General features: G+C 68.9%; 23 protein-coding genes, 1 tRNA gene and 1 riboswitch. Of the genes, 12 read left to right on the forward strand and 12 right to left on the reverse strand.

Going from position 1 to position 25,701, the window contains the following annotated elements:
* Positions 1 to 168 (reverse strand): CG2302 family histidine operon protein, encoded by a 168-nt coding sequence (locus HPY32_RS22025; RefSeq protein ID WP_507236518.1) that lies wholly within the window; start codon positions 166 to 168, stop codon positions 1 to 3.
* 173 nt (positions 169 to 341) lie between these two features.
* Here HPY32_RS22025 and HPY32_RS22030 point away from each other — a divergent pair, with 173 nt between their 5' ends.
* The 8 genes from HPY32_RS22030 to HPY32_RS22065 all read left to right on the forward strand — a co-directional run bounded on the left by HPY32_RS22030 (position 342) and on the right by HPY32_RS22065 (position 9,687).
* Positions 342 to 2,057: an acyclic terpene utilization AtuA family protein gene (locus HPY32_RS22030; RefSeq protein WP_067595125.1), complete on the forward strand. Its 1,716-nt coding sequence runs from the start codon at positions 342 to 344 to the stop codon at positions 2,055 to 2,057.
* A 5-nt stretch (positions 2,058 to 2,062) separates the two neighbouring features.
* Entirely contained in the window at positions 2,063 to 3,211 is a 1,149-nt protein-coding gene (locus HPY32_RS22035; RefSeq protein ID WP_067595122.1) for an acyl-CoA dehydrogenase family protein, read from the forward strand.
* Entirely contained in the window at positions 3,208 to 4,812 is a 1,605-nt protein-coding gene (locus tag HPY32_RS22040) for an acyl-CoA carboxylase subunit beta (protein ID WP_067595119.1), read from the forward strand. The genes HPY32_RS22035 and HPY32_RS22040 overlap by 4 nt, the downstream gene beginning before the upstream one ends.
* A complete protein-coding gene (locus HPY32_RS22045; protein WP_171983017.1) occupies positions 4,766 to 6,826 on the forward strand; it encodes an acetyl/propionyl/methylcrotonyl-CoA carboxylase subunit alpha in 2,061 nt (686 codons plus the stop codon). The genes HPY32_RS22040 and HPY32_RS22045 overlap by 47 nt, the downstream gene beginning before the upstream one ends.
* A 4-nt stretch (positions 6,827 to 6,830) precedes the next feature.
* Positions 6,831 to 7,991 carry an acyl-CoA dehydrogenase family protein gene (locus tag HPY32_RS22050; protein ID WP_067595115.1) on the forward strand — a complete coding sequence of 387 codons (1,161 nt, stop codon included), beginning with the start codon at positions 6,831 to 6,833 and terminating at the stop codon, positions 7,989 to 7,991.
* Between the two features lie 15 nt (positions 7,992 to 8,006).
* Entirely contained in the window at positions 8,007 to 8,795 is a 789-nt protein-coding gene (locus HPY32_RS22055) for an enoyl-CoA hydratase family protein (RefSeq protein WP_067595112.1), read from the forward strand.
* A gap of 6 nt (positions 8,796 to 8,801) precedes the next feature.
* A complete protein-coding gene (locus tag HPY32_RS22060; RefSeq protein ID WP_067595109.1) occupies positions 8,802 to 9,425 on the forward strand; it encodes a TetR/AcrR family transcriptional regulator in 624 nt (207 codons plus the stop codon).
* Between the two features lie 189 nt (positions 9,426 to 9,614).
* Positions 9,615 to 9,687: transfer RNA gene (locus HPY32_RS22065), tRNA-Glu, on the forward strand.
* 29 nt (positions 9,688 to 9,716) lie between these two features.
* Here the strand turns inward: HPY32_RS22065 and HPY32_RS22070 are convergent.
* The 5 genes from HPY32_RS22070 to HPY32_RS22090 form a co-directional block, all read right to left on the reverse strand.
* Positions 9,717 to 9,869 (reverse strand): hypothetical protein, encoded by a 153-nt coding sequence (locus HPY32_RS22070; RefSeq protein ID WP_167490537.1) that lies wholly within the window; start codon positions 9,867 to 9,869, stop codon positions 9,717 to 9,719.
* A gap of 67 nt (positions 9,870 to 9,936) precedes the next feature.
* The gene (locus HPY32_RS22075; protein ID WP_067595106.1) at positions 9,937 to 11,193 is read right to left on the reverse strand and encodes a bifunctional glycosyltransferase family 2/GtrA family protein; all 1,257 of its coding nucleotides are present in this window, start codon (positions 11,191 to 11,193) and stop codon (positions 9,937 to 9,939) included.
* Between the two features lie 83 nt (positions 11,194 to 11,276).
* A complete protein-coding gene (gene thiD / locus HPY32_RS22080) occupies positions 11,277 to 12,122 on the reverse strand; it encodes a bifunctional hydroxymethylpyrimidine kinase/phosphomethylpyrimidine kinase (RefSeq protein ID WP_067595104.1) in 846 nt (281 codons plus the stop codon).
* 282 nt (positions 12,123 to 12,404) lie between these two features.
* Entirely contained in the window at positions 12,405 to 14,030 is a 1,626-nt protein-coding gene (gene thiC / locus HPY32_RS22085) for a phosphomethylpyrimidine synthase ThiC (protein ID WP_067595100.1), read from the reverse strand.
* A riboswitch (TPP riboswitch) is annotated at positions 14,023 to 14,131 on the reverse strand. Its footprint overlaps the gene before it by 8 nt.
* A 167-nt stretch (positions 14,132 to 14,298) precedes the next feature.
* The gene (locus HPY32_RS22090) at positions 14,299 to 15,690 is read right to left on the reverse strand and encodes a lipase family protein (RefSeq protein WP_067595096.1); all 1,392 of its coding nucleotides are present in this window, start codon (positions 15,688 to 15,690) and stop codon (positions 14,299 to 14,301) included.
* Between the two features lie 97 nt (positions 15,691 to 15,787).
* Here HPY32_RS22090 and HPY32_RS22095 point away from each other — a divergent pair, with 97 nt between their 5' ends.
* Positions 15,788 to 16,456 carry a TetR/AcrR family transcriptional regulator gene (locus HPY32_RS22095; RefSeq protein ID WP_067595093.1) on the forward strand — a complete coding sequence of 223 codons (669 nt, stop codon included), beginning with the start codon at positions 15,788 to 15,790 and terminating at the stop codon, positions 16,454 to 16,456.
* A gap of 385 nt (positions 16,457 to 16,841) precedes the next feature.
* Here HPY32_RS22095 and fahA read toward each other — a convergent pair whose 3' ends face one another.
* The 3 genes from fahA to HPY32_RS22110 all read right to left on the reverse strand — a co-directional run bounded on the left by fahA (position 16,842) and on the right by HPY32_RS22110 (position 20,001).
* Complete coding sequence (fahA, locus tag HPY32_RS22100; RefSeq protein WP_067595090.1) at positions 16,842 to 18,029, reverse strand: fumarylacetoacetase; 1,188 nt, start codon at positions 18,027 to 18,029, stop codon at positions 16,842 to 16,844.
* Positions 18,026 to 19,234 (reverse strand): homogentisate 1,2-dioxygenase, encoded by a 1,209-nt coding sequence (locus tag HPY32_RS22105; RefSeq protein WP_067595087.1) that lies wholly within the window; start codon positions 19,232 to 19,234, stop codon positions 18,026 to 18,028. The genes fahA and HPY32_RS22105 overlap by 4 nt, the downstream gene beginning before the upstream one ends.
* A 140-nt stretch (positions 19,235 to 19,374) precedes the next feature.
* Positions 19,375 to 20,001, reverse strand: a complete 627-nt coding sequence (locus HPY32_RS22110) for a TetR/AcrR family transcriptional regulator (RefSeq protein WP_067595084.1) — start codon at positions 19,999 to 20,001, stop codon at positions 19,375 to 19,377.
* A gap of 239 nt (positions 20,002 to 20,240) precedes the next feature.
* On the opposite strand from HPY32_RS22110, the gene HPY32_RS22115 reads away from it, so the two are divergent.
* Together HPY32_RS22115 and HPY32_RS22120 are read left to right on the forward strand one after the other, a co-directional pair.
* Entirely contained in the window at positions 20,241 to 22,067 is a 1,827-nt protein-coding gene (locus tag HPY32_RS22115; RefSeq protein WP_067595081.1) for an acyl-CoA dehydrogenase, read from the forward strand.
* Positions 22,068 to 22,156: 89 nt separating this feature from the next.
* Positions 22,157 to 22,798, forward strand: coding sequence for a hypothetical protein (locus HPY32_RS22120; RefSeq protein WP_171983018.1), 642 nt, complete (start codon positions 22,157 to 22,159; stop codon positions 22,796 to 22,798).
* A 6-nt stretch (positions 22,799 to 22,804) separates the two neighbouring features.
* Here the strand turns inward: HPY32_RS22120 and HPY32_RS22125 are convergent, their stop codons facing one another.
* The 3 genes from HPY32_RS22125 to HPY32_RS22135 are packed head-to-tail and all read right to left on the reverse strand — an operon-like array spanning position 22,805 to position 25,197.
* The gene (locus HPY32_RS22125) at positions 22,805 to 23,620 is read right to left on the reverse strand and encodes an exodeoxyribonuclease III (protein ID WP_067595075.1); all 816 of its coding nucleotides are present in this window, start codon (positions 23,618 to 23,620) and stop codon (positions 22,805 to 22,807) included.
* 25 nt (positions 23,621 to 23,645) lie between these two features.
* Complete coding sequence (locus HPY32_RS22130; protein WP_067595072.1) at positions 23,646 to 24,617, reverse strand: N-acetylglutamate synthase, CG3035 family; 972 nt, start codon at positions 24,615 to 24,617, stop codon at positions 23,646 to 23,648.
* Positions 24,607 to 25,197 (reverse strand): peptide deformylase, encoded by a 591-nt coding sequence (locus HPY32_RS22135; protein WP_067595069.1) that lies wholly within the window; start codon positions 25,195 to 25,197, stop codon positions 24,607 to 24,609. The genes HPY32_RS22130 and HPY32_RS22135 overlap by 11 nt, the downstream gene beginning before the upstream one ends.
* 139 nt (positions 25,198 to 25,336) lie before the next feature.
* On the opposite strand from HPY32_RS22135, the gene napA reads away from it, so the two are divergent.
* Positions 25,337 to 25,687: a nucleoid-associated protein NapA gene (gene napA, locus HPY32_RS22140; RefSeq protein WP_067595067.1), complete on the forward strand. Its 351-nt coding sequence runs from the start codon at positions 25,337 to 25,339 to the stop codon at positions 25,685 to 25,687.
* The last annotated feature ends 14 nt before the right edge of the window (positions 25,688 to 25,701 follow it).

The raw sequence follows: 25,701 nt of genomic DNA on the forward strand, positions 1-25,701 counted from the left end.
TCAGCCCATCATCCAGGTGATCGCGCCGACCGCCGCCAGCACGCCGCAGACGGCGAGGGCGACCGCGAGCCAGCGGGTGTTCTTCCACGTGGTGTAGGCGCCGCCGAAGAGGAAACCGGCGAGGGCGAACAGGAAGACCACGATCACGGAGTGGGACACGTGCCCCATCATGCCGTGTCGCGTTTTCGGCGGGTACCGCACCCTGCGGCAGCCCTGTTCACCTGCGATGATGCTAATTAACAAGCACGCAGGCTTGATTTTTTCGTGGCCCGATGTGACCCTGTAGGCGAATGCAGCGAAGCGGCTGCGCAGAGCCAGGTCTCGAGGAGGCGGCGCGCGATATGACCAGTCTGGCCGCCGACCCGGAGGTACTCCGGATCGGCAACTGCTCGGGGTTCTACGGCGACCGGGCGAGCGCGATGCGGGAGATGCTCGAGGGCGGGCAGCTCGACGTGCTCACCGGCGACTATCTCGCCGAACTCACCATGCTCATCCTCGGCCGCGACCGGATGAAGGACCCGGACCTCGGCTACGCCAAGACCTTCGTCCGCCAGCTGGAGGACGGTCTGGGCCTGGCGCTCGAGCGCGGGGTGAAGATCGTCGTCAATGCGGGCGGGCTGAATCCGGCCGGGCTCGCGCGGCGGGTGCGCGAGGTGGCCGACCGGCTCGGCGTCGCGGCGAGGGTCGCGCACGTCGAGGGCGACGATCTGCTCGCGCGCGCCGGGGAACTCGGGCTCGGGTCGCCGCTGGCCGCCAATGCCTACCTCGGCGCGTGGGGAATCGCCGCGTGCCTGCGGGCGGGCGCGGATGTGGTGGTGACCGGCCGGGTCACCGACGCCGCGCTGGTCGTCGGCCCGGCCGCGGCGCATTTCGGTTGGGCGCGTGAGGATTTCGACGCGCTGGCGGGCGCGGTGGTGGCCGGGCACGTGATCGAGTGCGGCACCCAGGCCACCGGCGGCAATTTCGCCTTCTTCACCGAGATCGAGGATCTGGACCGGCCCGGCTTCCCGATCGCGGAGGTCCGCCGCGACGGCAGCAGCGTCATCACCAAGCATCCGGGCACCGGCGGCGTGGTCACCGTCGACACCGTCGAGGCCCAGCTCATGTACGAGATCCAGGGCGCGCGCTACGCCGGACCGGACGCGACCGCGCGGCTGGACAGCATCCGGCTCACCGCGGACGGGCCGGACCGGGTGCTGATCGACGGGGTGCGGGGGGAGGCCCCGCCGCCGACGCTGAAGGTGTCGCTCAATACGCTCGGCGGCTTCCGCAACGAGATGTCCTTCGTGCTCACCGGTCTCGACATCGAGGCCAAGGCGCACCTGGCGCAGCGGCAGCTGGAGAAGTGGCTGCCGGTGCGGCCCGCCGAACTGGACTGGACCCTGGCGCGGCTGGATCGCCCCGACGCCGACACCGAGGAACAGGCCAGCGCGCTGCTGCGGTGCGTGGTGCGCGATCCGGATCCGAATCGGGTCGGCCGCGGCTTCTCGAATGTAGCGGTGGAACTGGCGCTGGCGAGCTACCCCGGGTTCACCCTGACCTCCCCACCCGGAAACGGTTCGCCTTACGGGGTTTTCACACCCGGCTCTGTGGATGCGGCCGAGGTTGCGCACAGGGCCGTCCTGCCCGACGGCACGCGTGTGGACATCCCGCATACCACAACCACGCGCGAGTTGGCCGAGGTTGCCGCGCCCGCGCTGCCGGACCCGTTGCCGCGCGGTGAAACCCGCCGCGTCCCGCTGGGGACCATTGCCCTGGCCCGCAGCGGCGACAAGGGCGGCAATGCCAATATCGGCGTCTGGGTGCGCACCGACGATCAGTGGCGCTGGCTCGCCCACACCCTGACCGTCGACGCGTTGCGCGCGCTGCTGCCGGAGACCGCGACGCTGCCGATCACCCGGCACGTGCTGCCGAATCTGCGGGCGCTCAACTTCGTCGTCGAGGGGCTGCTCGGCCAGGGCGTCGCCTATCAGGCCCGATTCGACCCCCAGGCCAAGGGACTCGGCGAATGGCTGCGGTCCCGTCACCTCGATATTCCCGTGGAGCTGCTGCCATGAGTCATGTGAACCCCTGGGAGACGCCCGAGCGGCGCGAATTGCGCGCCACCGTGCGCGGTTTCGCCGAGCGCGAGGTGCTGCCGTTCCTGGACGACTGGGAACGCGCCGGGGAGATCCCGCGCGAACTGCACAAGAAGGCCGGGGCGCTGGGCCTGCTGGGCATCCAGTTCCCCGAGGCCGCGGGCGGTTCCGGCGGCGACGGCATCGACGCGGTCGTGGTGTGCGAGGAGATGCACTACGCGGGGTGTTCGGGTGGGCTGTTCGCCTCGCTGTTCACCTGTGGCATCGCGGTGCCGCACCTCATCGCCGCGGGCGATCGGGGGCAGATCGAGCGCTGGGTGCGGCCGACGCTGGCGGGGGAGAAGATCGGTTCGCTGGCCATTACCGAGCCGGGCGGCGGTTCCGACGTGGGCCACCTGCGCACCACCGCGGTGCGCGACGGCGACGAATACGTCGTCAACGGCGCCAAGACCTTCATCACCTCGGGTGTGCGCGCCGACTACGTGGTGACGGCGGTGCGCACGGGAGGCCCCGGCGCGGCGGGTGTTTCGCTGCTCGTCGTGGAGAAGGGCACGCCCGGTTTCACGGTCGGCCGCAAGCTGGAGAAGATGGGCTGGCTGGCCTCCGACACCGCCGAGCTGTCGTATGTGGATGTGCGCGTGCCGGTCTCGAATCTGGTGGGGCCGGAGAACTCCGGATTCGCCCAGATCGCACAGGCATTCGTGAGCGAGCGCGTCGGCCTGGCCGCGCAGGCGTACGGGCACGCGCAGCGCTGCCTGGACCTGACCCTGCAATGGTGCCGGGACCGGGAGACCTTCGGCCGCCCGCTGATCGGCAGGCAGGCCGTGCAGAACACCCTGGCGGAGATGGCGCGTCGCATCGATGTCGCGCGGGTGTACACCCGCCACGTGGTGGAGCGCGCCGCCCACGGCGACACCGATCTCATCGCCGAGGTGTGCTTCGCCAAGAACACCGCGGTCGAGACCGCCGAATGGGTTGCGCACCAAGCGGTTCAGCTGTTCGGCGGGCTCGGCTACATGCGCGAGTCCGAGGTCGAGCGGCACTATCGGGATGTGCGCATCCTCGGTATCGGCGGCGGCACCACCGAGATCCTGACCAGCCTCGCGGCCAAGCGATTGGGGTTCCAGTCTTGAGTATTCTGCGCACTTCCCTGGATTCGACGTCGGCGGACTATCGGGCCGCCGCCGAGGCCATGACCACCAAGCTCATCGAGGTGGAGGGCGAATACGCCAAGAACATCGCGGGCGGCGGGCCGGACAAGATGGCCCGGCATCGCAAACGCGGCAAGCTGACCGCGCGCGAGCGCATCGAACTGCTCATCGACGAGGACTCCCCGTTCCTGGAGCTGGCCCCGCTGGCGGCCTGGGGCAGCGAATTCCATGTGGGTGCGAGCGTGATCGCGGGCATCGGCATCGTCGAGGGCGTTGAATGCATGATCGTCGCACCGGATCCGACGGTGCGCGGCGGCACATCCAATCCGTGGACGCTGCGAAAGAACCTGCGCATGAACGATATCGCGCTGGAGAACCGGTTGCCGGTCATCGGCCTGGTGGAGTCGGGCGGCGCGGATCTGCCGACGCAGAAGGAAGTGTTCGTGCCGGGCGGGCGCATGTTCCGGGATCTGACCCGGCTGTCGGCGGCCGGAATACCCACCATCGCACTGGTTTTCGGCAACTCCACCGCGGGCGGCGCGTACATTCCCGGCATGTCCGACTACACGGTCATGATCAAGGAGCGCTCCAAGGTGTTCCTGGGCGGCCCGCCGTTGGTGAAGATGGCGACCGGCGAGGAGTCCGACGACGAATCCCTCGGCGGGGCCGACATGCATTCCCGCGTTTCGGGTCTGGCCGACTATCTGGCCGTGGACGAGCCGGACGCCATCCGCCTGGGCCGGTCCATCGTGAAGCGGCTGAACTGGAAGAAGCAGGGCCCGGCCCCGCGCCCGTCGAGCCAGGTCATCGAGCCGCTGTACGACCAGGAGGAGCTGCTCGGCATCGTGCCGACCGACCTCAGGATCCCCTTCGACCCGCGCGAGGTGATCGCCCGCGTCGTCGACGGCTCCGACTTCGACGAGTTCAAGCCGCTGTACGGGTCGAGTCTGGTCACCGGATGGGCGGAGCTGCACGGCTATCCGATCGGCATCCTCGCCAATGCCCGCGGCGTGCTGTTCTCCGAGGAGTCGCAGAAGGCCACCCAGTTCATCCAGCTGGCCAATCGGTCGAACACCCCATTGCTGTTCCTGCACAACACGACCGGCTACATGGTCGGCAGGGAATACGAGCAGAAGGGCATCATCAAGCACGGCGCGATGATGATCAACGCGGTCTCCAACTCCACGGTGCCGCACATCTCGGTGCTCATGGGCGCCTCCTACGGCGCGGGCCACTACGGCATGTGCGGGCGCGCCTACGATCCGCGCTTCGTCTTCGCCTGGCCCAGCGCGAAATCCGCGGTGATGGGCGGCGCGCAGCTGGCCGGGGTGATCTCGATCGTGGGCCGGGCGGCCGCCGAGGCCAAGGGGCAGCCGTTCGACGAGGAGGCCGATGCCGGGATGCGCGCCATGATCGAGGCGCAGATCGAGGCCGAGTCGCTGGCGATGTTCATGTCCGGGCGCCTCTACGACGACGGCGTCATCGACCCCCGCGATACCCGCACGGTGTTGGGAATGGCGTTGTCGGCCATCCACAATGCCCCGATCAAGGGCGCCGAGGGCTTCGGCGTCTTCCGAATGTGAGGCGGCCGTGAATATTTCGACTGTTCTGGTTGCCAATCGTGGCGAGATCGCCCGCCGGGTGTTCGCCACCTGCCGTCGCCTCGGCCTCGGCACCGTCGCGGTGTACTCCGACGCCGACGCCGCGGCCCCGCACGTGGCCGAGGCGGACGCGGCGATTCGGTTGCCCGGCAACACGTCCGGCGAGACCTATCTGCGCGGCGAGCTGATCGTCGAGGCGGCCCTGGCCGCCGGGGCCGACGCCGTGCATCCCGGGTACGGATTCCTCTCGGAGAACGCCGATTTCGCGCGCGCGGTGATCGCGGCGGGCCTGACCTGGATCGGGCCGCCGATCACCGCCATCGAGCAGATGGGCTCCAAGGTGGAGTCCAAGAAGATGATGGACGCCGCCGGTGTCCCGGTGCTGGCCGAACTCGATCCCGCCGAGGTCACCGCGGAGCTGCTGCCGGTGCTGATCAAGGCGTCGGCGGGCGGCGGCGGCCGCGGCATGCGGGTGGTGCGCTCGCTCGACGAACTGCCGGGGCAGCTGGAAGCCGCACGGCGCGAGGCGGAGTCGGCCTTCGGCGATCCGACCGTCTTCTGCGAGCGCTATCTGGAGACCGGCCGCCACATCGAGGTGCAGGTGCTGGCCGACGCCCACGGCACCGTGTGGGCGGTCGGCGAGCGCGAGTGCTCGATCCAGCGGCGGCACCAGAAGGTGCTGGAGGAGGCCCCCTCTCCGCTGGTGGAACGCGTCGAGGGCATGCGTGGGCGGCTGTTCGACGCGGCCCGGCTGGCCGCCGAGGCCATCGCCTACGAGGGCGCGGGCACCGTCGAATTCCTCGCCGACGACAAGGGCGAGTTCTACTTCCTGGAGATGAACACCCGCCTGCAGGTGGAACATCCGGTCACCGAGTGCACGACCGGGCTGGACCTGGTCCGGCTGCAACTACAGGTGGCGCAGGGATACCGGCTGCCGTCGGATCCGCCGCCGTCGCACGGTCATTCGATCGAGGTGCGATTGTACGCGGAGGACCCCGCGCACGACTGGCAGCCGCAGAGCGGCGTCGTGCATCGCATCGACTTCGGCGGCGGCGCACCGGGTTTCACCGTGCTCGACCGGCCCGGAATCCGGCTGGACTCGGGCGTGGTCGACGGTTCGGTGGTGGGGGTGTTCTACGACCCGATGCTGGCCAAGGTCATCTCCTACGCCGACACCCGCGACGAGGCGGCGCGCCTGCTGGCCACGGCCCTGCGGCGGGCCCGGATCCACGGCCTGGTCACCAATCGCGATCTGCTGGTCCGGATACTGCGCCACCCGGCGTTCCTGGCCGGTGACACCGATACCGCGTTCTTCGCCACGCACGGGCTGGAAAACCTTTCGGCCCCACTGGTTTCCGAGTCGGACGAGCGGCTGTCGATCGTGGCCGCCGCGCTCGCCGAGGCCGCGGCCAATCGGGCGGCCGCGCGCGTCGGCGGTGGATTGCCCAGCGGCTGGCGCAATCTCCCGTCGCAACCGCAGTCCAAGTCCTACGAGAGCCGGACGAGCGGGACGCACGAGGTGCGTTATCGGCTCACCCGGGGCGGGCTGGAGGTCGAGGGGTTCGATGGGCTCGAATTGGTCGAAGCCACACCGGATTCCGTTACTCTGCTGGTTCCCGGAGATTTCGGCGTCAACCCGGTGCGTCGAACCTTCGAGGTCGCCCGGTACGGCGATCTGGTCACCGTGGATTCACCGCTCGGCCCCGTCGCCGTCCGCCGCCTGCCCCGCTTCCCCGACCCGGCCGATCAGGTCGCCGAGGGCTCGCTGTTGGCCCCCATGCCGGGCTCGGTGATCCGGGTGGGCGCGGCGGCGGGAGACCGGGTCGAGCCGGGCCAGCCCATCCTGTGGCTGGAGGCGATGAAGATGGAGCACACCATCGCCGCTCCCGCCGCGGGCGTGCTCGCCGAGCTGAATGTGACCGCGGGACAGCAGGTCGACGTCGGCGCCGTGCTGGCCGTCGTGCAGTCCGACGATTCCACCGAGACCCAGGAGTAGGGCCATGAGCTTCATCGAAAGCGACGAGCGCAAGCAATTGCGGGCGGCGGTCGCCCAGTTGGCGGGCAAGTACAACTTCCGCGACTACGTCTCGCCGAAGGCCCGCGCCAACCAGCCGCTGTCCGAATTGTGGGACGAGGCAGGGCGATTGGGCTTCCTCGGGGTGAACCTGCCCGAGAAGTACGGTGGCGGCGGGGCGGGCATCTACGAGCTGTCGCTGGTGCTGGAGGAGCTGTCCGCGCAGGGCGCGGGCCTGCTGCTGATGGTGGTCTCCCCGGCCATCTGCGGCACCATCCTCACCAGGTACGGCACCGAGGAGCAGAAGCGGTACTGGCTGACCCGCCTGGCCGACGGCTCGTCGAAGATGGTGTTCGGCATCACCGAGCCCGACGCGGGCTCCAACTCGCACCACATCACGACCACGGCCCGGCGCGACGGCGGCGACTGGATCCTCAACGGGCGCAAGATCTTCATCTCCGGCGTGGACCAGGCCGAGGCGGTGCTGATCGTCTCGCGCACCGAGGACGCCAAGACCGGCAAGCTGAAGCCCGCGCTGTTCATCGTTCCCACCGACGCCCCCGGCTTCGAGAAGACCCGGCAGGAGATGGACATCATCGAGCCGGACAGCCAGTTCACGCTGTTCCTCGATGATGTGCGGCTGCCCGCGGAAGCCCTTGTCGGACAGGAGGATGCGGCGCTGGCGCAGCTGTTCGCCGGGCTCAACCCGGAGCGCATCATGGGCGCCGCCATGGCGGTCGGCATGGGCCGCTACGCCATCGACCGGGCCGTGGAATACGCGCGCGAACGCCAGGTGTGGAAGACGCCGATCGGCGCGCACCAGGGCCTGGCGCATCCGCTGGCGCAGGTGAAGATCGAGCTCGAACTCGCCAAGCTCATGATGCAGAAGGCCGCCGTGCTCTACGACTCGGGCGACGACTTCGGCGCCGCCGAGGCCGCGAACATGGCGAAATACGCTGCGGCCGAGGCGAGTATCAAGGCACTCGACCAGGCCATCCAGACCCACGGCGGCTCCGGGCTCACCCGCGACGTGGGCCTGGCGGGCATGCTCGCCGCCGCCCGCATCGGCCGGGTCGCCCCGGTGAGCCGGGAGATGGTGCTCAACTTCGTCGCCCAGCACTCGCTGGGCCTGCCCAAGTCGTACTGAGAAGGGGACGGCGCCATGACCGAAACGAGCGACGCGGCAACGCCTTTCGTGCGATCGCAGGTGCGGGACGGATTCGCGATCCTGACCCTGGACTCCCCGCACAACCGCAATGCGCTGTCCGCGCGGCTGGTGACCGAGCTGTTGACCGCGCTGGAGAACGCGGGCAAGGACGACGCCGTGCGCGGCGTGGTGCTCACCCACACCGGTAATACCTTCAGTGCCGGTGCGGATCTCAAGGAGGCGCTGGACGCCGACCCCGCGGCGGCCGCCGACATCCGCACCCGCTGGATGGTGTCGGTGCTGCGTACCATCCTGGAACTGCCGAAACCCGTTGTCGCACAGATCGATGGCAATGTCCGGGCGGGCGGCATGGGGATCGTCGGCGCCTGCGATCTCGCGGTGGCCGGGCCCGGCAGCAGCTTCGCGCTCACCGAGGCGCGCATCGGCGTGGCGCCGTTCGTCATCTCGCTGACCCTGCTGCCGCGCCTGAGCCCGCGCGCGGCCGCCCGCTACTTCCAGACCGGGGAGACCTTCGACGCGACCGAGGCCGAACGCATCGGGCTGATCACCGTGGCCGCCGCCGATCCGGCGGCCGAGGTGGCGCGGCTGCTCGGGGAACTGCGCCTGGGTTCCCCGCAGGGGCTGGCCGAGAGCAAGCGACTGGTGAATGCGGCGCTGCTGGCGGAGTTCGATCGGTCCGCCGACGAACTGGCGCGCCGGTCCGGCGGTTTCTTCGGCACCCCCGAGGTGATCGAGGGTATGACGGCCTTCTTCCAGCGCCGCCCACCGAGCTGGGCACAATAGCTGATCATGGCTACCCCGCACGAACCCAAGCAGGACCGCAGCCGGGCCACCCGGCAGCGGTTGCTGGAGGCATCCATCGACTGCCTGGCCGAACTGGGCTGGGTGTCGGCGACGGTGGCCGTGGTCGCCGAGCGGGCCGGGGTGTCGCGCGGGGCCGCCCAGCATCACTTCCCCACCCGGGAGGATCTGATCACCGCGGCGCTTGAGTACATGTTCGACACCCGGATGGCGCAGGCCAAGGCCGAGGCGGCGCTGTTCGCGGAGATCGCCGAGGGCGTGGGCCGCACCGAGGCCGTGGTGGCCGGGCTGGTCGAGTCCTACACCAGCCCGCTGTTCAAGGCGGCATTACAGGTGTGGACGCACGCGGCCGCCGATCCGGCGCTGCGCGAACGCATCGTGCCGCTCGAGGCCCGCTTCGGCCGGGTCTCGCACCGCATGGCGGTCGAGGCGCTCGACGCCGACGACACCGACCCCGTCGCCCACCATCTCGTCCAGGCCACCCTGGACCTAGCCCGCGGCCTCGGCCTGGCCGACGTCCTCACCGACGACTCCGCCCGCCGCAAGGAAATAGTCCACCAGTGGTCCGCCACCCTCCACGAGGCCCTGGCATCCCGCCCCAAGCCGACCTGACCCCGCCACGTCCCCTTGTTCCGCTTGTTCCCGGCATGGTCCCCCTTTTGTCCCCGGCATGGTTCCCCTCTTGTTCCCGGCATGCTTTTGGCCGGGATCCCGTCCCACGTGATCCCCATTACCGGATTTGGTCGCCGGGCCCGGGCCGGTTAAGCTTGCCGAGCTTGCTCATTCGGGCGAGCGAGTCCTGGCCCCGTCGTCTAGCGGCCTAGGACGCCGCCCTCTCAAGGCGGTAGCGCGGGTTCAAATCCCGTCGGGGCTACAGCGGAAGGCCCGCCGAATCGGCGGGTTCTACCATCCGAAAATCTCTGCCATCTCGATGGATTCGTCATCCCAGCGGGTTTCGATGGCCAGCCGCTGCCGTTCCGGAAGCTCCGGCGACCAGCCGACGCGGCGCCAGAATGCCTCGCGGTGTTCGTCACTGAGTGGATGGGGCGTGCTCATGGCAGTTTCCAGCGTAGATCCGCGCCCATCCGCCCGAGGCGCTTTGCGGCCTCGGAATCGTTGCGGCTCAGCGCTGTTGGTTCGCCCCGCGGCTGCTCGAACCGGACACCGCATTGCGGAACACCCACCGCAACCCGACGAAACGGGTCAGCGTGGCAATGAGATTCGCGATCACCAGCACCAGCAGTTCCAGATGCACCCGGGCGTCCGGCGCCGCCCAGCGGTGCAGCGCGAACAGCGAACCACTGGTCAGCAGCAGCCCGAATCCGAAGATCAGCAGGCCCTGGATCTGATGCGACACCACCTTGGTCGAGCCGCGCACGCCGAAGGTGAAGGCCCGATTCGCGGCCGTGTTGCCGATCGCGGTGACGAGCAGCGACAGGAAGTTCGCCGCCTGCGGTCCGAGCGCCGGTTGCAGCAGCAGATACAGCAGCATGTACGCGAGGGTGGAGATCACGCCCACGATGCCGAACCGCACCACCTGCCCGACCATCCCCAACGGCACGCCGTCCACCAGCGGCTCGCGCCCGATCGCGGCCCGCAACTGCTCCACCGGCAGTGCGCCGGTCGTCAGCGCCCGGCACAGCCGCCAGACGCCGAGCAGGTCCTTGCGGGCGGTATCGACGATATCCACGCGCGAGTCCGGATCATCGATCCAGTCCACCGGCACCTCGTGAATCCGCAACCCGGCACGCTCGGCGATCACCAGCAACTCGGTATCGAAGAACCACTCCCCATCCTCGACCAACGGCAACACCTGCTGGGCGACATCGGTGCGCATGGCCTTGAAACCACACTGCGCATCCGAGAACCGAGCCTGCAACGAGGCTTTCAAGATCAGGTTGTAGCAGCGGGAAATGAACTCCCGCTTGGGCCCGCGCACCACCCGCGACGACTTGGCCAGCCGGGTACCGATCGCCAGATCCGAATGCCCCGACACCAACGGCGCAACCAGCGGCAGCAGGGCATTCAGATCGGTCGACAGATCCACATCCATATACGCTACGACCTGCGCATCGGAGCTCTCCCACACCGCGCGCAGCGCACGTCCGCGCCCCTTGCGGTCCAGATGCACCACCCGCACCCCGTCCAGCTCCGACGCCAGCTCCCGCGCGACCGCCAGCGTGCTGTCGGTGGAGGCATTGTCGGCGATCGTGATACGGGCCGAGAACGGAAACCCGTCGGCGAGGAACGCGCGCAGGCGACGCACACAGACGCCGAGGTCACGCTCCTCGTTGTAGACGGGAATCACCACGTCGAGCACGGGGGTCAGAACCGCATCGGCCGGTTTGTCCGGCTGTGCGGTGGCCACTGTGTCGGTCATGGCCTTTACCGTTGATCACCAGCCTTGGGTGTCGCTGCGCCGGGGCTGGGAGCTTCCTGGGAGAAATAGCTGAAACCTTGCGGTCAGCCCTCGCGCAGTCTCCACAGCGCCGACACCGGACCGTGTCCCGCCCCGAGCGGATACGCGGCCTTCAGGCAGCGGGTGGTCCACTCCTTGGCGAAGGCGATGGCCGAGGGCACATCGTAGCCGTGTGCGAGGGCGCACGCGGTCGCGGTGGCCAGGGTGTCGCCGCCGCCGTGATCGTGGCCGGTGGCGATGCGCGGCGCGGACAGCTCGTGGAACCGGTCGCCGTCGTAGAGCAGATCGGTGCTGAAGTCCGAGGAGCGCAGGTGGCCGCCCTTCACGATGGCCCAGCGCGGCCCCAGGCGGTGCAGCGCCTGCGCGGCGCGGCGCGCACCGCGGTCGTCGGTGACGTCGATGCCGGTGAGCAGCCGCACCTCGTCCAGATTCGGGGTCACCACCGTGGCCAGCGGAATCAGCGTGTGTCGCAGCGCATCCAGCGCCGAGGCGTGCAGCAGCGGGTCGCCGTGCATGGACGCCGCGACCGGGTCCACCACCAGCGGGATCGATCCGTGCTGCCCGATGCCCACCTCCGCGCACACCTGCGCGACCGCCTCGATGATGGCGGTGGAGGCCAGCATGCCGGTCTTGGCCGCGCCGACCCCGATGTCGCCCACCACGACTCGCACCTGATCGGCCACCGTCTGCGGCGGGATCTCGTGGAAGCCGCTGACGCCGAGCGAGTTCTGCACGGTCACCGCGGCCACCGCCACGCAGGCGTGCACGCCCAGCAGGGCCATCGTGCGGGAATCGGCCTGAATGCCCGCGCCGCCGCCGGAATCGGTTCCGGCGATGGTGAGCACGCGGACCGGGGTCTGCCCATCGGGTGGCAACGGCAAGAGTTTCACGAAACAGACACTACGACCCCGCCCGCCGGGACCCGATGCCGGTGGCCGTGAGCTTCGAGTGGGAGTTCGAGAACGGTTTCAAGCTGGTGGATCGGGTGGAATTCGCGGACGTGCCGCTGAACAAGACCGATCTGGCTGGGGGCAGGTGCACGCCCCCGTCGTTCCGGCGGAGGCCGGGGTTAGGCGGAACCCCGACCTCCGCCGGGAGGGCGGAGGCGCGTCGGCATGGCCCGGCCCGTGATCGCGCCCCCCAGCGGCGCGATCACGCAGGGCGGGAAGGGATTACGAGACGATCGGCAGATATACCGAATTGCCCGCCTCGGCGAATTCCGCCGACTTCTCCGCCATGCCGACCTCGAACGCCTGCGCGTCGGTCAGGCCCTGCTTGGCCGCGTACTCGCGCACGTCGGCGGAGATGCGCATGGAGCAGAACTTCGGACCGCACATGGAGCAGAAGTGCGCGGTCTTGGCCGGTTCGGCGGGCAGGGTCTCGTCGTGGAATTCGCGGGCGGTGTCCGGATCCAGCGACAGGTTGAACTGGTCGAGCCAGCGGAATTCGAAGCGCGCCTTGGACAGTGCGTCGTCGCGCTCCTGTGCGCGCGGGTGGCCCTTGGCGAGATCGGCCGAGTGCGCGGCGATCTTGTAGGTGATGACGCCGGTCTTCACGTCATCGCGGTTGGGCAGGCCCAGGTGCTCCTTGGGCGTGACGTAGCACAGCATGGCGGTACCCGCCTGGGCGATCATGGCCGCGCCGATCGCCGAGGTGATGTGGTCGTAGGCGGGCGCGATGTCGGTGGCCAGCGGGCCGAGGGTGTAGAAGGGCGCCTCCTCGCACCACTCCTCTTCCAGCCGAACGTTTTCCACGATCTTGTGCATCGGCACGTGGCCGGGGCCCTCGATCATCACCTGCACGCCATGGGATTTCGCGATCTTCGTCAGCTCGCCCAGGGTGCGCAGCTCGGCGAACTGGGCCTCGTCGTTGGCGTCGGCGATGGAACCGGGGCGCAGGCCGTCGCCGAGGGAGAAGGTCACGTCGTATTTCGCCAGGATCTCGCACAGCTCGGCGAAGTTGGTGTACAGGAACGACTCTCGGTGATGGGCCAGGCACCAGGCGGCCATGATGGAGCCGCCGCGGGAGACGATGCCGGTGACGCGCTTGGCGGTCAGCGGCACGTAGCGCAGCAGCACGCCCGCGTGCACGGTCATGTAGTCCACGCCCTGCTCGCACTGCTCGATCACGGTGTCGCGGTACAGCTCCCAGGTGAGCTTGGTCGGGTCGCCGTTCACCTTCTCCAGCGCCTGGTAGATCGGCACGGTGCCGACCGGCACCGGTGAGTTGCGCAGGATCCACTCGCGGGTCTCGTGAATGTTCCTGCCGGTGGACAGGTCCATGATGGTGTCGGCGCCCCAACGGGTGGCCCACACCATCTTCTCCACCTCCTCGGCGATGGACGAGGAGACCGCCGAGTTGCCGATATTGGCGTTGATCTTCACCGCGAACTTCTTGCCGATGATCATCGGCTCGGACTCGGGGTGGTGGTGATTGGCCGGGATGACCGCGCGCCCGGCGGCCACCTCCTCGCGCACGAACTCCGGCGAAACCCCTTCGCGCGCAGCGATATACCGCATCTCGGTGGTGACGATGCCGTGCCGGGCCCAGGCCAGCTGGGTGCGCGGGCCGCCGACCTCGGGCTTGTCCCACTCGGCGCGCAGCTTCGGCAGCCCGGCCTCGACGTCGATGGTGGCCGCGTCGTCGGTGTACGGGCCCGAGGTGTCGTAGACGTCGAAGTGCTCGCCGTTGGTCAGATTGATCCGGCGCACCGGGATGCGCAGACCGTCCACGTCCCGATAGTGCTTGACACTGCCCTGAATGGGTCCCGTGGTCACGGAATCGACGGGTGTGCCCATGATGCTTCCTCCCTACGCCGGCATTACCCGGTCAGGTTCATACGGTCGACGGCCCTAGCCGTCCTCTCAGCCCGCTGGTGCGAGCCCCCGTTGGCTTGTTGAATTTTCCCGCTCGACCATACTCGCCCATCCGGTGCGCGCGCTCGGAGATCGGAATCTCGCGAGGTCCCGGCCAAAAGCACGCCGGGACCAAGTGGGGAGGACGCCGGGACCAGGTGGGGAGGACGCCGGGACCAGGTGGGGAGGACGCCGGGCAGGGGGTGCCGGTTCAGTTCTCGTGCGGACCGATCGGCCAGCCCAGGGCGCCGGCGGTGGCGTTCAGGTTGATGATCACCTGCTCGACGAAGGCGTCGGGGTTGAACAGCATCGACAGTTCGTTGTCGGTGCGGCAGCCGGTCTGGGCGGGGGCGTTGGGGGCGAGGCGGCCCTTGATCCAGTCGAAGGTGTCGGCCATGCCCATCGTGACGAGCGTCAGGTGTTCGCTGAGGTGGTCGCGCTTGTAGCGCACCGATGCGCCCGCGTCGCAGTATTCCTGCACCAGTTTGTCATTGGTGGTCACCGGCACGGCCTCGTCGAGGACGCCCTGGTAGACGAACATCGGCATGGTGGGCGCGGTCTTCCCGAGCACCGTCTGGTCGAACACTTCGCGGATGTCGGGCAGCGCCAGGTACTGCTCGATCGGGATGGTCAGCAGCTTCTGGTAGTCGACGAACATCTGGGTCAGGGCATTGCGCGGCAGGCACTGGTGGGCGGTGCGATCCATGAGCGCCAGGCCCTCCGGCGTCAGGTACTTCTCGGTCGTGGCGGCGAACTTCGGATAGGCGTTGCGCAGCGAGGAGATGCCGATGCCGATCAGGCTCGCGAACATCGACCCGTTCACGTGCAGCAGCGACTGCACATCCGAGACCGGCGCGCCCAGGGCCGCGCCCTTCATGGTCAATTCCGGTGCGTAGCTGGGCTGTAGCTCCGCCGCCCAGCCGCTGCCCATGCCGCCGCCGGAGTAACCCCACAGCGCCACCGGCGTATTCGCGCCGTCCAGGCCCAGCGGCGCGAATCGCTCGGCCGCGCGCACGCCGTCGAGCACCATGTAACCCGGCTCCTTCGCCACGGCCAGATGCCCGTTCAGGCCCTCGTAGTCGGGAATCGAGATCGCGTAGCCCTCGCTGATGGACGCGGCGAGTGCCAGATATTCGCTGTTGGAATGGATTCCCTCCAGGCCGGTGAGCCCGGTGCCCTGCTGCAGGACGTAGGACGGGGCGCACTGCGGCGCGGCGCTGTCGTAGTAGAACTGGTGCGAGACCAGGGGGCGGTGGTTGCGCGGATTCGCGCCCTCGGGCAGCGCCACCGTGGAGACCGCGACGGTGGGCTGCCCGTTCAGATCGGTGGTCCGGTACAGCAGCTGCCAGGACCGCACGTGCACGGGCAGGATGGTCGCCACCGCCAGCTGTACCGGCCGCGAGCGCAGCACGTCGCCGGGCGCGGCGGATTCGAAGCCCGCGGGTGGTTGGTAGAACGGATCGGCTTGGGGCACCGGCGGTTCCGCGACGGCGGGGGCGGCGGTGACTCCACCCAGCAGCAGCGCGGTGGCGACGGTGACGGCCGCCGTCAGCGCCGAGGCCAGTAAGCGGCGGCCGCGGCGATCTGCGTTGATCCCTGACACGTCCGGTCCCTTCCTCATCGGTGTGTCAGCGATTACAACATGGCATCCTGTTACTAACAAGGGATCTTTTTGAACAAAGCTTTATTATGGTCTCCGTATGACCCGCAGCAAATCCGCCGCGCGGCCCGCTCCGGCGCCGGCGCGGCGCCGAATCCGTGGCCTCGACGCCGAGGAGCGCAGCGCCCAGCGCCGCCGCCAGCTCCTCGATGCGGCGACCGAACTTTTTGCCCGGCAAAGCTTTTCGGGCACCTCGATCGAGCAGATCTGTCAGCACGCGTTCGTGGGCACGAAGGGTTTCTACGACCACTTCGACAGCAAGGAGGCGTGCTACACCGCCCTGCTGGAGCAGATCACCGCGCAGATTCAGCAACGGGTGACCGAGGCGGCGGCCGCGGCCGCCGAGCTGGAATGGCCGCAGCGCTCGGCCGCGGTGATCGAGGCGTTCGTGCACGCCATCGCGGACGATCCGCGACTGGCACGGGTGAGTTTCGGTGAGGCGGGCGGCATCTCCCCGGCCGTGGAATCCCAGCGCCGCAACAACCGCCGCTGGTCGGCGGTATTCCTGGACCGCCAGTGGGCGGGCGATCCCGACCCCGACCGCCAGGCCCAACGCCGCCGCCTCGCGGTGGCCCTGGCCACCATCGGCGGCATGTTCGAGCTGGTCGCCGACTGGCTGCACAACAACGAGGAGGGGCGCTCGGCGGAGGTGCTGGCCGAGGACCTGGTGACATTCGTTCGCGCTGTGGATGTGGGGCGGCGGGCCTGAGGTCCCGGCCAAAAGCGTGCCGGGACCAAGAGAGTGAAGCGCGCTGGGGACCAGGAAGTGAAGCGCGCTGGGGACCAGGAAGTGAAGCGCGCTGGGGACCAGGAAGTGAAGCGCGCTGGGGATCAAGAAGTGAAGCGCGCCGGGATCAAGAAGTGAAGCGCGCTGGGGATCAAGAAGTGAAGCGCGCTGGGGATCAAGAAGTGAAGCGCGCCGGGATCAAGAAGTGAAGCGCGCCGGGACCAAGAAGTGAGGCGCGCCGGGGACCAAAGAGGGTGAGGCACGCCGGGACCAGAGGCACGCCGGGACCAAGAGGGTGGAGCGCGCCGGGAACTGGGCGTCAACTCTCATGGTTCCGGCGTGCTTTTGGCCGGAATCTCTTAGCCGCTCATTCGTTGTGGGCGGGGAGGATTCGGCCGGTTACCTCGCCGAGGGCGATGGGGCGGCCGGTGGGGCCCGGGGCGGTGGCGGTGATGGTTACCTCGTCTCCGTCGCGGAGGAAGGTGCGGGCTTCGCCCTTGACGGTGACGGGTTCGCGGCCGCCCCAGGACAATTCGATGAAGGAGCCGCGCTGGTCGCGGTCGGGGCCGGAGATGGTGCCGGAGGCGTAGAGATCGCCGGGGCGGGTGGCGGCGCCGTTGGCGGACAGGTGCGCGAGCATCTGGGCCGGGGACCAGTACATCCGGCCGTAGGGCGGGCGGGCGACCCGCTCGCCGTTCCACTCCACGGTCAATTCCAGGTCCAGGCCCCAGGATTCGCGGCCGCGCAGATACGGCAGCGGCTCGGGCTCCTGCGGCGGCAGCGGGATGCGGGCGGCCTCCAGGGCGGCCAGCGGGGTCACCCAGGCCGACAGCGAGGTCGCGAACGACTTGCCCAGGAACGGGCCCAGCGGCTGGTACTCCCACGCCTGGATGTCGCGCGCGGACCAGTCGTTGACCAGTGCCACGCCGAACACGTGCGCGGCGAAATCGTCGACCGGGATCGGGCGGCCCAGCTCGGAGCCGACGCCGACCACGAAGCCGAGCTCGGCCTCGATGTCCAGGCGCTGCGACGGGCCGAAATCCGGTGTGCCCGACTCGGTTCGGCGCTGGCCGCGGGGACGCACCACGTCGGTGCCGGACACCACCACGGTGCCCGCCCGGCCGTGGTAGCCGACCGGCAGGTGCCGCCAGTTCGGCAGCAGCGCCTCGCCGTCGGGGCGGAACAGGCGGCCGAGATTGGTGGCGTGGTCGATGCTGGCGTAGAAGTCGACGTAGTCGGCGACCTCGATCGGCAGCACCGGCCGGACCGCGGCCAGCGAATGCACTGCCGCCGCGGGCAGTTCGGACTCCGCGAGCGCCTGCACCCGCTCGCGCACCTCGCGCCAGCGCCGCGGGCCCTGTGCCAGAAAGGCATTCAGGCTCGGCCGCGCGAAGGTCGAATCGTCCAGCAGCACAGCGAGATCCAACACGCTGTCGGCGAGCCGCACGCCCACCCGGGGCGCGCCGCCCGCGGGTGCGATGACGCCGTAGGGCAGGTTCTCGGGTCCGAACAGGGAATCGGCGGGCACCTCGATGCGGGTGGTCGTGCCGGTCATGCGCGCTCTCCGCTCGGTCCGCGGCCGGACCAGGTCCAGGCATAGTCGGGGTCTTCGCAGGCCAAGGCGCCCTCGCCGAGGCCGAGCGGGCGGAAGGTGTCGACCATGACCGCGAGCTCGTCGAAGAATTCGATGCCGATGCTGCGCTCGTAGGCGCCCGGCTGCGGGCCGTGCGCGTAACCGCCCGGATGCACCGACACCGAGCCCTGCCCGATGCCGGATCCCTTGCGCGCCTCGTAGTTTCCGCCGCAGTAGAACATGATCTCGTCGGAGTCGACGTTGGAGTGGTAGTAAGGCACCGGAATCGACAGCGGGTGGTAGTCGACCTTGCGCGGTACGAAATTACAGATCACGAAATTGGTGCCCTCGAACGCCTGGTGTACTGGCGGCGGCTGGTGCACGCGGCCGGTGATGGGCTCGAAGTTCTCGATATTGAAGGTGAACGGGTACAGGTAGCCGTCCCAGCCCACCACGTCGAACGGATGGGCCGCGTACACCAGCCGGGTGCCGACGATCTCGCGGCCGGGCCGGTGCTTGACCAGCACCTCGACCTCGGTGCCCTGCTCCTGCGGCAGCTCGCCGGGGCCGGTCAGGTCGCGCTCGCAGTACGGCGAATTCTCCAGGAACTGACCGAATTTCGACAGATACCGTTTGGGCGGGGTGATGTGGCCGTTGGACTCGATCACATAGGCGCGCAACGGTTCCGGACCCGCCGGACGCCACCGGTGGGTGGTGGACCGGGGCAGCAGCACCTGGTCGCCCCGGCGCACCGGCAGCGCGCCGAACACGGTGTCGACGGTGCCCGAGCCGGACTCGACGTACACCAGTTCGTCGCCGATCGCATTGCGGTACAGCGGAGAGTCCTTGGCGGACACCACATACGAGATGCGCACGTCGTCGTTGCCCAGCACCAGCCGACGCCCGGTGACCACGTCGGTGGACGCGGGGGCATCGCCGGGGAACAGGTCGTGCAGCTTCAGATGCCGGTGCCGCAGTGGATGATTGGGCACCGTCCGCTGATCCGGCAGCTGCCACACCGTGGAGTCGACGATGGCGGGCGGTAACCCGCGGTGATACAGCAGTGACGAGTCGCCGGAGAAGCCCTCCTCGCCCATCAATTCCTCGTAGTACAGCCCGCCGCCGGGATCCCGGTGCTGGGTGTGCCGCTTCGGGGGCACCGAACCTACTTGCCGATAGAACGCCATGACCGGCCTCTCACCGTTTTGCTGGTCGGATAGTCGCTTGATCCCGATCCTAGCTATCCGAATTGCCTCGCAGGAGCGACTTCGTCAATCCGAATTGAATCGCTATCCGTCATCCCGGCATGCTTTTGGCCGGGATCACCTCAGGCGTTGCGAAGCGCCCGGTACACGGCCGCACCGATGAAGGCCCCCAAATCCTGAGGGGTCCAGGCGTGGTCGCTCTCGAGGAGCGTGCGCACGGCCCCCTCGCCCGCGGAGACCCACAGTTCCACCAGGGCGGGGAGCTTGCGTTCGGCGTCGGCGATGCCCCAGGCGCGCAGGGTGGGGCGGAGGCGGCGGGTGCAGCGGGTGACGGCCAGGGCGCGGCCGCGGCCGAACGAATTCGCCACGGCGGGATCGGGATTGCCGTACAGCAGCTTCCAGGTGTCGGGCCGGGTGGCGACGGTCTCCAGCAGCGCCCGGAAGCCCTCGACGAAGACCTCCTCGTCGGCCTCGACGCGGCGGCGCGGCAGCGTGGCGACGATGCCGTCGAGCAGGTAGCCCTCCTCGCGCTGAATGAGCGCGTCGATGAGTTCCACCCGATCGGCGAAGCAGGCGTAGATCACCGGGCGGGTGACGCTCATGCGCTCGGCGACCGCCGCGACCGTGACCGCGGCGATCCCGTCCTCCACCGCGATGCGCAGGGCGGTGTCGAGCACCTGGGGTCGTCGCCGCTCGGGTCCGAGATGCTGCGCGCGCTGTCGTGGCCGCACCACCGATTCCGAACCCATGCCGACCAAGATATCAGCGGGTCGTCGCGCCCCCGGGTCTCGTCGCGACCGGCACGGCTGGTAAACGATTGGCAACCTTCTCCGCTTGGAGCTTCCGAGATGAAGAATCACCTGATACAGGGGAACTGTACATCGTAGGAATAAGGGAACGTCTAAGGAAACTTCCCTACGGTTGCGTAAGCGGACGATCGTACGGCAACCTCCTGGGGGGTACATCAACTCTCCGAGGAGGCCGGTCCGTGTCGCACTACAAGGCGAACCTGCGAGACATCGAGTTCAACTTGTTCGAGGTGCTGGGAATCGGTGCGCTGCTCGACTCGGGCGCGTACGGCGATCTGGACGCGGAGACCGCGCGCGGCATCCTGGCCGAGGTGTTGCGGCTGGCCGAGGGCCCGGTCGCCGAGTCGTTCGTCGAGGCCGACCGCAACCCGGTGCAGTTCGATGCCGCCAACCACGCCATCATCGTCCCCGACCTGCTGCGCAAGACCGTCGCCGCGGTGAACGAGGCGGGCTGGTCCGGGCTGGGCATGCCCGAGGAGATGGGTGGCGTCGCGGCCCCCTCGCCGCTGGTCTGGGCGACGCAGGAAATGCTGGTGGCCGCGCACAATTCGGCAAGCTTCTTCAATATGGGCCCGCTGATGCACACCGTGTTGTTCCGGGAGGGCACGCCGGAGCAGCAGCGCTGGGCCGAGCACGCCTGGGAGCACCGCTGGGGCGGGACGATGGTGCTCACCGAGCCCGACGCCGGGTCGGACGTGGGCATGGGCCGCACCAAGGCGGTGCAGCAGCCCGACGGCACCTGGCACATCGAGGGCGTCAAGCGGTTCATCTCCGGCGGCGACGTGGGCGATACCGCCGACAACATCTTCCACCTCACCCTGGCCCGGCCGGAGGGCGCCGGGCCGGGCACCAAGGGCCTGTCGCTGTTCATGGTGCCGAAGTTCCTGTTCGACTCGCAGACCATGGAACTCGGCGAGCGCAACGGCGTGTACGTCACCAACCTCGAGCACAAGATGGGCATCAAGTCCTCGCCCACCTGCGAATTGACCTACGGCGCCGACAAACCGGCCGTCGGCTATCTGGTCGGCGATGTGCACAACGGCATCGCGCAGATGTTCAAGGTGATCGAGAACGCCCGCATGATGGTGGGCGTGCTGTCGGCGGGCACGCTGTCCACCGGCTATCTGAATGCGTTGGAGTACGCCAAGACTCGCGTGCAGGGCGCGGACCTGACGCAGATGACCGACAAGAGCGCGCCGCGCGTCACCATCAGCCACCACCCGGACGTGCGCCGCAGCCTGGCGTTGCAGAAGGCGTACTCGGAGGGCCTGCGCGCGCTGTACCTGTACTGCTCGGCCTACCAGAACGAGGACGTGGCGGCCGCCAACTTCGGCGCCGACGCCGATACCGCCGCGCGGGTCAACGATCTGCTGCTGCCGATCGTGAAGGGCGTCGGCTCCGAGCGCGCCTACGAGACCCTCACCGAGACGCTGCAGACCTTCGGCGGCTCCGGCTATCTGCAGGACTACCCGATCGAGCAGTACATCCGCGATGTGAAGATCGACTCGCTGTACGAGGGCACCACCGCCATCCAGGCGCAGGACTTCTTCTTCCGCAAGATCATTCGTGACCGGGGCGTGGCGCTGGGGCACGTCTCCGGCCTCATCCAGAAGTTCGTCGAGGCGGGCGACGCCCGGCTGAAGGCCGAACGCGCCCTGCTGGGCACGGCCCTGGCCGACGTCCAGGCAATGGCCGCGGCCCTCACCAACTACGCCATGGCCGCGCAACAGGATCCGGCCGAGATCTACAAGGTCGGCCTGGGCTCGGTCCGCTTCCTGCACGCCGCGGGTGACCTGATCATCGCCTGGCGCCTGCTGGAACAGGCCGCCATCGCCCAGACCGCCCTAGACGCCCAGCCCACCGACAAGGACCGCCCCTTCTACACCGGCAAGGTCGCGGTGGCCTCCTGGTTCGCCAAGAACCAGCTCCCCCTCCTATCCGGCGTCCGCACGGTCCTGGAGAGCCTGGACAACGACATCATGCATCTGGACGAAGCCGCGTTCTGAGGTAGCTACCTCCCTTGACGTAGCCCCGTTTACGTTCCCCGCCGCGCGTTGCAGTCGCGTTGCGTGCGTCACAGCGGTACAACTACCGCATGGTCTTCCCCGTGGACTTCGGCTGGATGCAGGTAATTCTGGTCGGGCTCTTCGTGATTGCGGTGGTGCTGCTGGTCACGGCGCTGGTCCGGGTGCGGCGGGTGGGGTGGCGGGTGCTGGCGCGGCGGGGGCTGGGGGCGTTCACGCTCGTGCTGGTGGCGGTGGTGGCGCTGTGGGTGACCACGCTGCTGCAGACGTATCTGGGGCTGACGGGGGAGGTGAAGGCCGCGCATGTGGTGGCGGCCGCGGTCGCGAACGAACCGCACACGCTGGACGTGGATCTCACGCTCTTCGGCGACGAGGACCATGCCGAGCAGCACCGGAAGTACCGGATCGAGGGCGACATGTGGGTCCTGCAGGCCAACATCGTCGAGCTCGAGCACTGGGTGAACACGCTCGGCTTCCACTCCGGGTACAAGGTGACGCGGCTGTTCGGGCAGCGCCTGGACGGGGTGTCGCCCAAGCAGAATCAGATCTTCCTGGGCGGTGGGGATCAGGACTTCTTCGCGGATATGCAGCGGGGGTCGTGGTATACCAAGCCGTTCGTGCGCTCGGCGTACGGGAATGCGGTGATCGCTACGCCTGGGAATTACGATGTGTTCATTTCGCAGGATGCGATCAAGACGCGTCCGGCGGGGTAACGCCGCTCAGTCGGCGAGTTCGGCGATTACCGGGGCGTGGTCGCTGGCGCCCTTGCCCTTTCGTTCCTCGCGGTCGACCGTGGCGTCGGTCACGCGGGCGGCGAGGGCGGGGGAGGCGAGGATGAAATCGATGCGCATGCCCTCCTTGCGGGGGAAGCGCAATTGCGTGTAGTCCCAGTAGGTATAGACGCCGGGGCCGGGGGCGAACGGGCGCATCACATCGGTGAAACCAGCCTCGACCACCGCGTCGAACGCCTCCCGCTCCGGCACGGAGACGTGGGTCTTGCCGGTGAAGAACTCCGGCGACCACACGTCGTCGTCGGTGGGCGCGATATTCCAGTCGCCGACCAGCGCGATCTGCGCCCGCGGGTCCTCGCGCAGCCAGCGGGCGCCGGTATCGCGCAGGGCGGCAAGCCATTCCAGCTTGTAGGCGTAGTGCGGGTCGGACAGCGCGCGGCCGTTGGGGACGTACAGGCTCCACACCCGCACGCCGCCGCAGGTGGCGCCGATCGCGCGGGCCTCCACCACCGGCGCGCTCAGCAGCGACTCCCCGGCATCCTTGTCGAAACCGGGCTGGCCGGGGAAGGTGATCTCGACATCCTCGATGCCGACCCGGGAGGCGATCGCCACACCGTTCCACTGGCTGAGCCCGACATGCGCTATCTCGTAACCGGCTTCGGCGAACCGCTCCTCCGGGAACTGGTCGTCGCGGCACTTGGTTTCCTGGATGGCGAGCACGTCGACGTCGGCGCGGTCCAGCCAGGCGATCACCCGATCCACCCGGGACCGAACGGAATTCACATTCCAGGTGGCCAACCGCACGTGCTGCCTCTTTCGTCGGTGCTCGTCATTGCGGCGCCGCGTAGCGGTAGTGGTGATGCTCCACGAAGCCCATGTCACCGTACATCGCCAGGGCGGCGGCGTTGTCGGCCTCCACCTGGACGTAGGCGTGGGTGGCGGCGTGCCGATGCCCCCAGCGGATGAGCTCGGCGCACACCAGGGTGCCCAGCCCGCGGCGGCGGTGCGGGGCCGCGACCGCGACGCAGGTCAGTCCCAGCCAGCGGCGGCCGTCCGGCGCGGTGGTCAGCGCGCCGCGGGCGATGGCCAGCGGATCGGGCAAACCCAGTGTGGCGAAACCGACATCGCCGTCGCGGACCGCGGTGAGCACCTCCGGATCCGGCAGCGGCGGCGGCACGTCCACCCGGTCCTCGCCCCGGAACCGGTGCAGTTCCAGCCAGGCGGGCGCGGGCTCGGGATCGATGCGCACCATCGAAGGCCCCTGCGGCAGAACGAAATTCTCGATATCGATGCCGAGCACCACGGTCTCGCTCCAGGTGCGCCAGCCCGGCGGCACCGCGGCCAGCCGGTCCGGGATCCGCAGCCGCAGCGGCAGGCCGTGGGCGGTGTACCACTCGCCGAGGCGGTGCAGCACGTCCGGGTGCGTCTGCGCCGGTCCGTTCGAGTCACCCAGCGGCACAGCGGAATTGGCGCGATTGGTGAAGCCGTTCCCGGCGGCGGCCAGCCAGCCGTCCACCCAGGTGCGGTGGATGCCGGGCCAGCCGTCGGTCGCCGCGGCCTCCAGCGCGCGGATCTCGCTGGTGCGAATCGGCCTGGGCCCCAGCGGTTTCAGGGCCACCACCCGATCGGTGGCCACCGACACCGTCTCGCCCGCAGCGGTGCGCACCGTGAGCGGGTCCAGCGACAGCAGCTCGCCGATCACATCCGTGAACTGGTGCGGATATCCGGCGGGTAATCGGTAGCGCACCACCACCCGTCGGCCGGGCGGGACCTCGGGTAGCTCGGGTAGGTCAGTCGTCATGGCCGAACGGATCCGGCACTGTGCCCGGCACCCAGCTCAATCCCGCTGTGCCCCAGCCGTTTCGCTTGATGGCCTTCTTGGCGGCGCGGGCGTTGCGGCCGATCAGCACGTCCACGTACAGGAAGCCGTCGAGGTGGCCGACCTCGTGCTGGAGCATGCGGGCGAAGAAGCCCCGGCCCTCGATCTCGACCGGCTCGCCGCGCTCGTCGGTGCCGGTGACGCGCGCCCAGTCGGCGCGGCCGGTGGGGAACTGCTCGCCGGGAACCGACAGGCAGCCCTCCTCGTCGTCGTCCGGATCGGGCATGGTCTCGGGGATCTCGGAGGTCTCCAGCACCGGATTGACCACCACGCCCCGGCGGCGCCGCATATTCCCCTCGGCGTCGGGGTCCGGGCAGTCGTAGACGAACAGGCGCAGCCCCACACCGACCTGGTTGGCCGCCAGGCCCACACCGTGTGCGGCGTCGAGCGTCTCGAACATGTCCGCGATCAGTTCGGCGAGTTCCTCCGGCGTCTGCGTGACCTTCTCGGTAGGGGTGTGCAGGACCGGATCGCCGACGATGCGGATCGGGAGAATCGCCATGGTCGCACACTTTACGCGGGGCCCACGGCACCTCCGACACGCCGTACGGCGCATCCGGGAACGTCGCCATCCGTGGTTGAATGAGCGGCGACGTATAAGCACCATTTATCGTCTGGTTGTAACTCGGCGAGGGAGCAATATGGACAGCGCAGCGGCCCGGAATCTTTCCGCAAGCGAGGACAGCTCTTCGGCGGGAGAGGACACCGCGGTGGCGGTGCCGGTCGACGAACACAACGCCGACGGACTCACCCGGCGCGAACTCGACATTCTCGACTTCGAGCGCAAGTGGTGGAAGTACGCGGGCGCCAAGGAAGAAGCGATTCGCGAGCTGTTCGGCATGTCCGCGACCCGCTATTACCAGGTGCTCAATGCGGTGGTCGACAAACCCGAGGCGCTGGCCGCCGATCCCATGCTGGTGAAACGACTGCGTCGACTACGGGCGAGCCGACAGAAGGCGCGGGCGGCGCGTCGGCTGGGCTTCCAGGTGTGATGCGGGCGTCCGCC

Source organism: Nocardia terpenica (genome assembly GCF_013186535.1).
Classification (GTDB): domain Bacteria; phylum Actinomycetota; class Actinomycetes; order Mycobacteriales; family Mycobacteriaceae; genus Nocardia; species Nocardia terpenica.

Excerpts from the sequence above, each read along its gene's own strand:
- HPY32_RS22135 (WP_067595069.1), bottom strand. The coding sequence starts at position 25,197 with ATGGCGATTCTCCCGATCCGCATCGTCGGCGATCCGGTCCTGCACACC.
- HPY32_RS22105 (WP_067595087.1), bottom strand. The coding sequence starts at position 19,234 with ATGGCGTTCTATCGGCAAGTAGGTTCGGTGCCCCCGAAGCGGCACACC.
- HPY32_RS22025 (WP_507236518.1), bottom strand. The coding sequence starts at position 168 with ATGGGGCACGTGTCCCACTCCGTGATCGTGGTCTTCCTGTTCGCCCTC.
- HPY32_RS22095 (WP_067595093.1), top strand. The coding sequence starts at position 15,788 with ATGACCCGCAGCAAATCCGCCGCGCGGCCCGCTCCGGCGCCGGCGCGG.
- napA (WP_067595067.1), top strand. The coding sequence starts at position 25,337 with ATGGACAGCGCAGCGGCCCGGAATCTTTCCGCAAGCGAGGACAGCTCT.
- HPY32_RS22130 (WP_067595072.1), bottom strand. The coding sequence starts at position 24,617 with ATGACGACTGACCTACCCGAGCTACCCGAGGTCCCGCCCGGCCGACGG.
- HPY32_RS22030 (WP_067595125.1), top strand. The coding sequence starts at position 342 with ATGACCAGTCTGGCCGCCGACCCGGAGGTACTCCGGATCGGCAACTGC.
- HPY32_RS22075 (WP_067595106.1), bottom strand. The coding sequence starts at position 11,193 with ATGACCGACACAGTGGCCACCGCACAGCCGGACAAACCGGCCGATGCG.
- fahA (WP_067595090.1), bottom strand. The coding sequence starts at position 18,029 with ATGACCGGCACGACCACCCGCATCGAGGTGCCCGCCGATTCCCTGTTC.
- thiC (WP_067595100.1), bottom strand. The coding sequence starts at position 14,030 with ATGGGCACACCCGTCGATTCCGTGACCACGGGACCCATTCAGGGCAGT.
- HPY32_RS22110 (WP_067595084.1), bottom strand. The coding sequence starts at position 20,001 with ATGGGTTCGGAATCGGTGGTGCGGCCACGACAGCGCGCGCAGCATCTC.
- HPY32_RS22045 (WP_171983017.1), top strand. The coding sequence starts at position 4,766 with ATGCCCCGATCAAGGGCGCCGAGGGCTTCGGCGTCTTCCGAATGTGAG.
- HPY32_RS22050 (WP_067595115.1), top strand. The coding sequence starts at position 6,831 with ATGAGCTTCATCGAAAGCGACGAGCGCAAGCAATTGCGGGCGGCGGTC.
- HPY32_RS22070 (WP_167490537.1), bottom strand. The coding sequence starts at position 9,869 with ATGAGCACGCCCCATCCACTCAGTGACGAACACCGCGAGGCATTCTGG.
- HPY32_RS22055 (WP_067595112.1), top strand. The coding sequence starts at position 8,007 with ATGACCGAAACGAGCGACGCGGCAACGCCTTTCGTGCGATCGCAGGTG.
- HPY32_RS22060 (WP_067595109.1), top strand. The coding sequence starts at position 8,802 with ATGGCTACCCCGCACGAACCCAAGCAGGACCGCAGCCGGGCCACCCGG.
- HPY32_RS22120 (WP_171983018.1), top strand. The coding sequence starts at position 22,157 with ATGGTCTTCCCCGTGGACTTCGGCTGGATGCAGGTAATTCTGGTCGGG.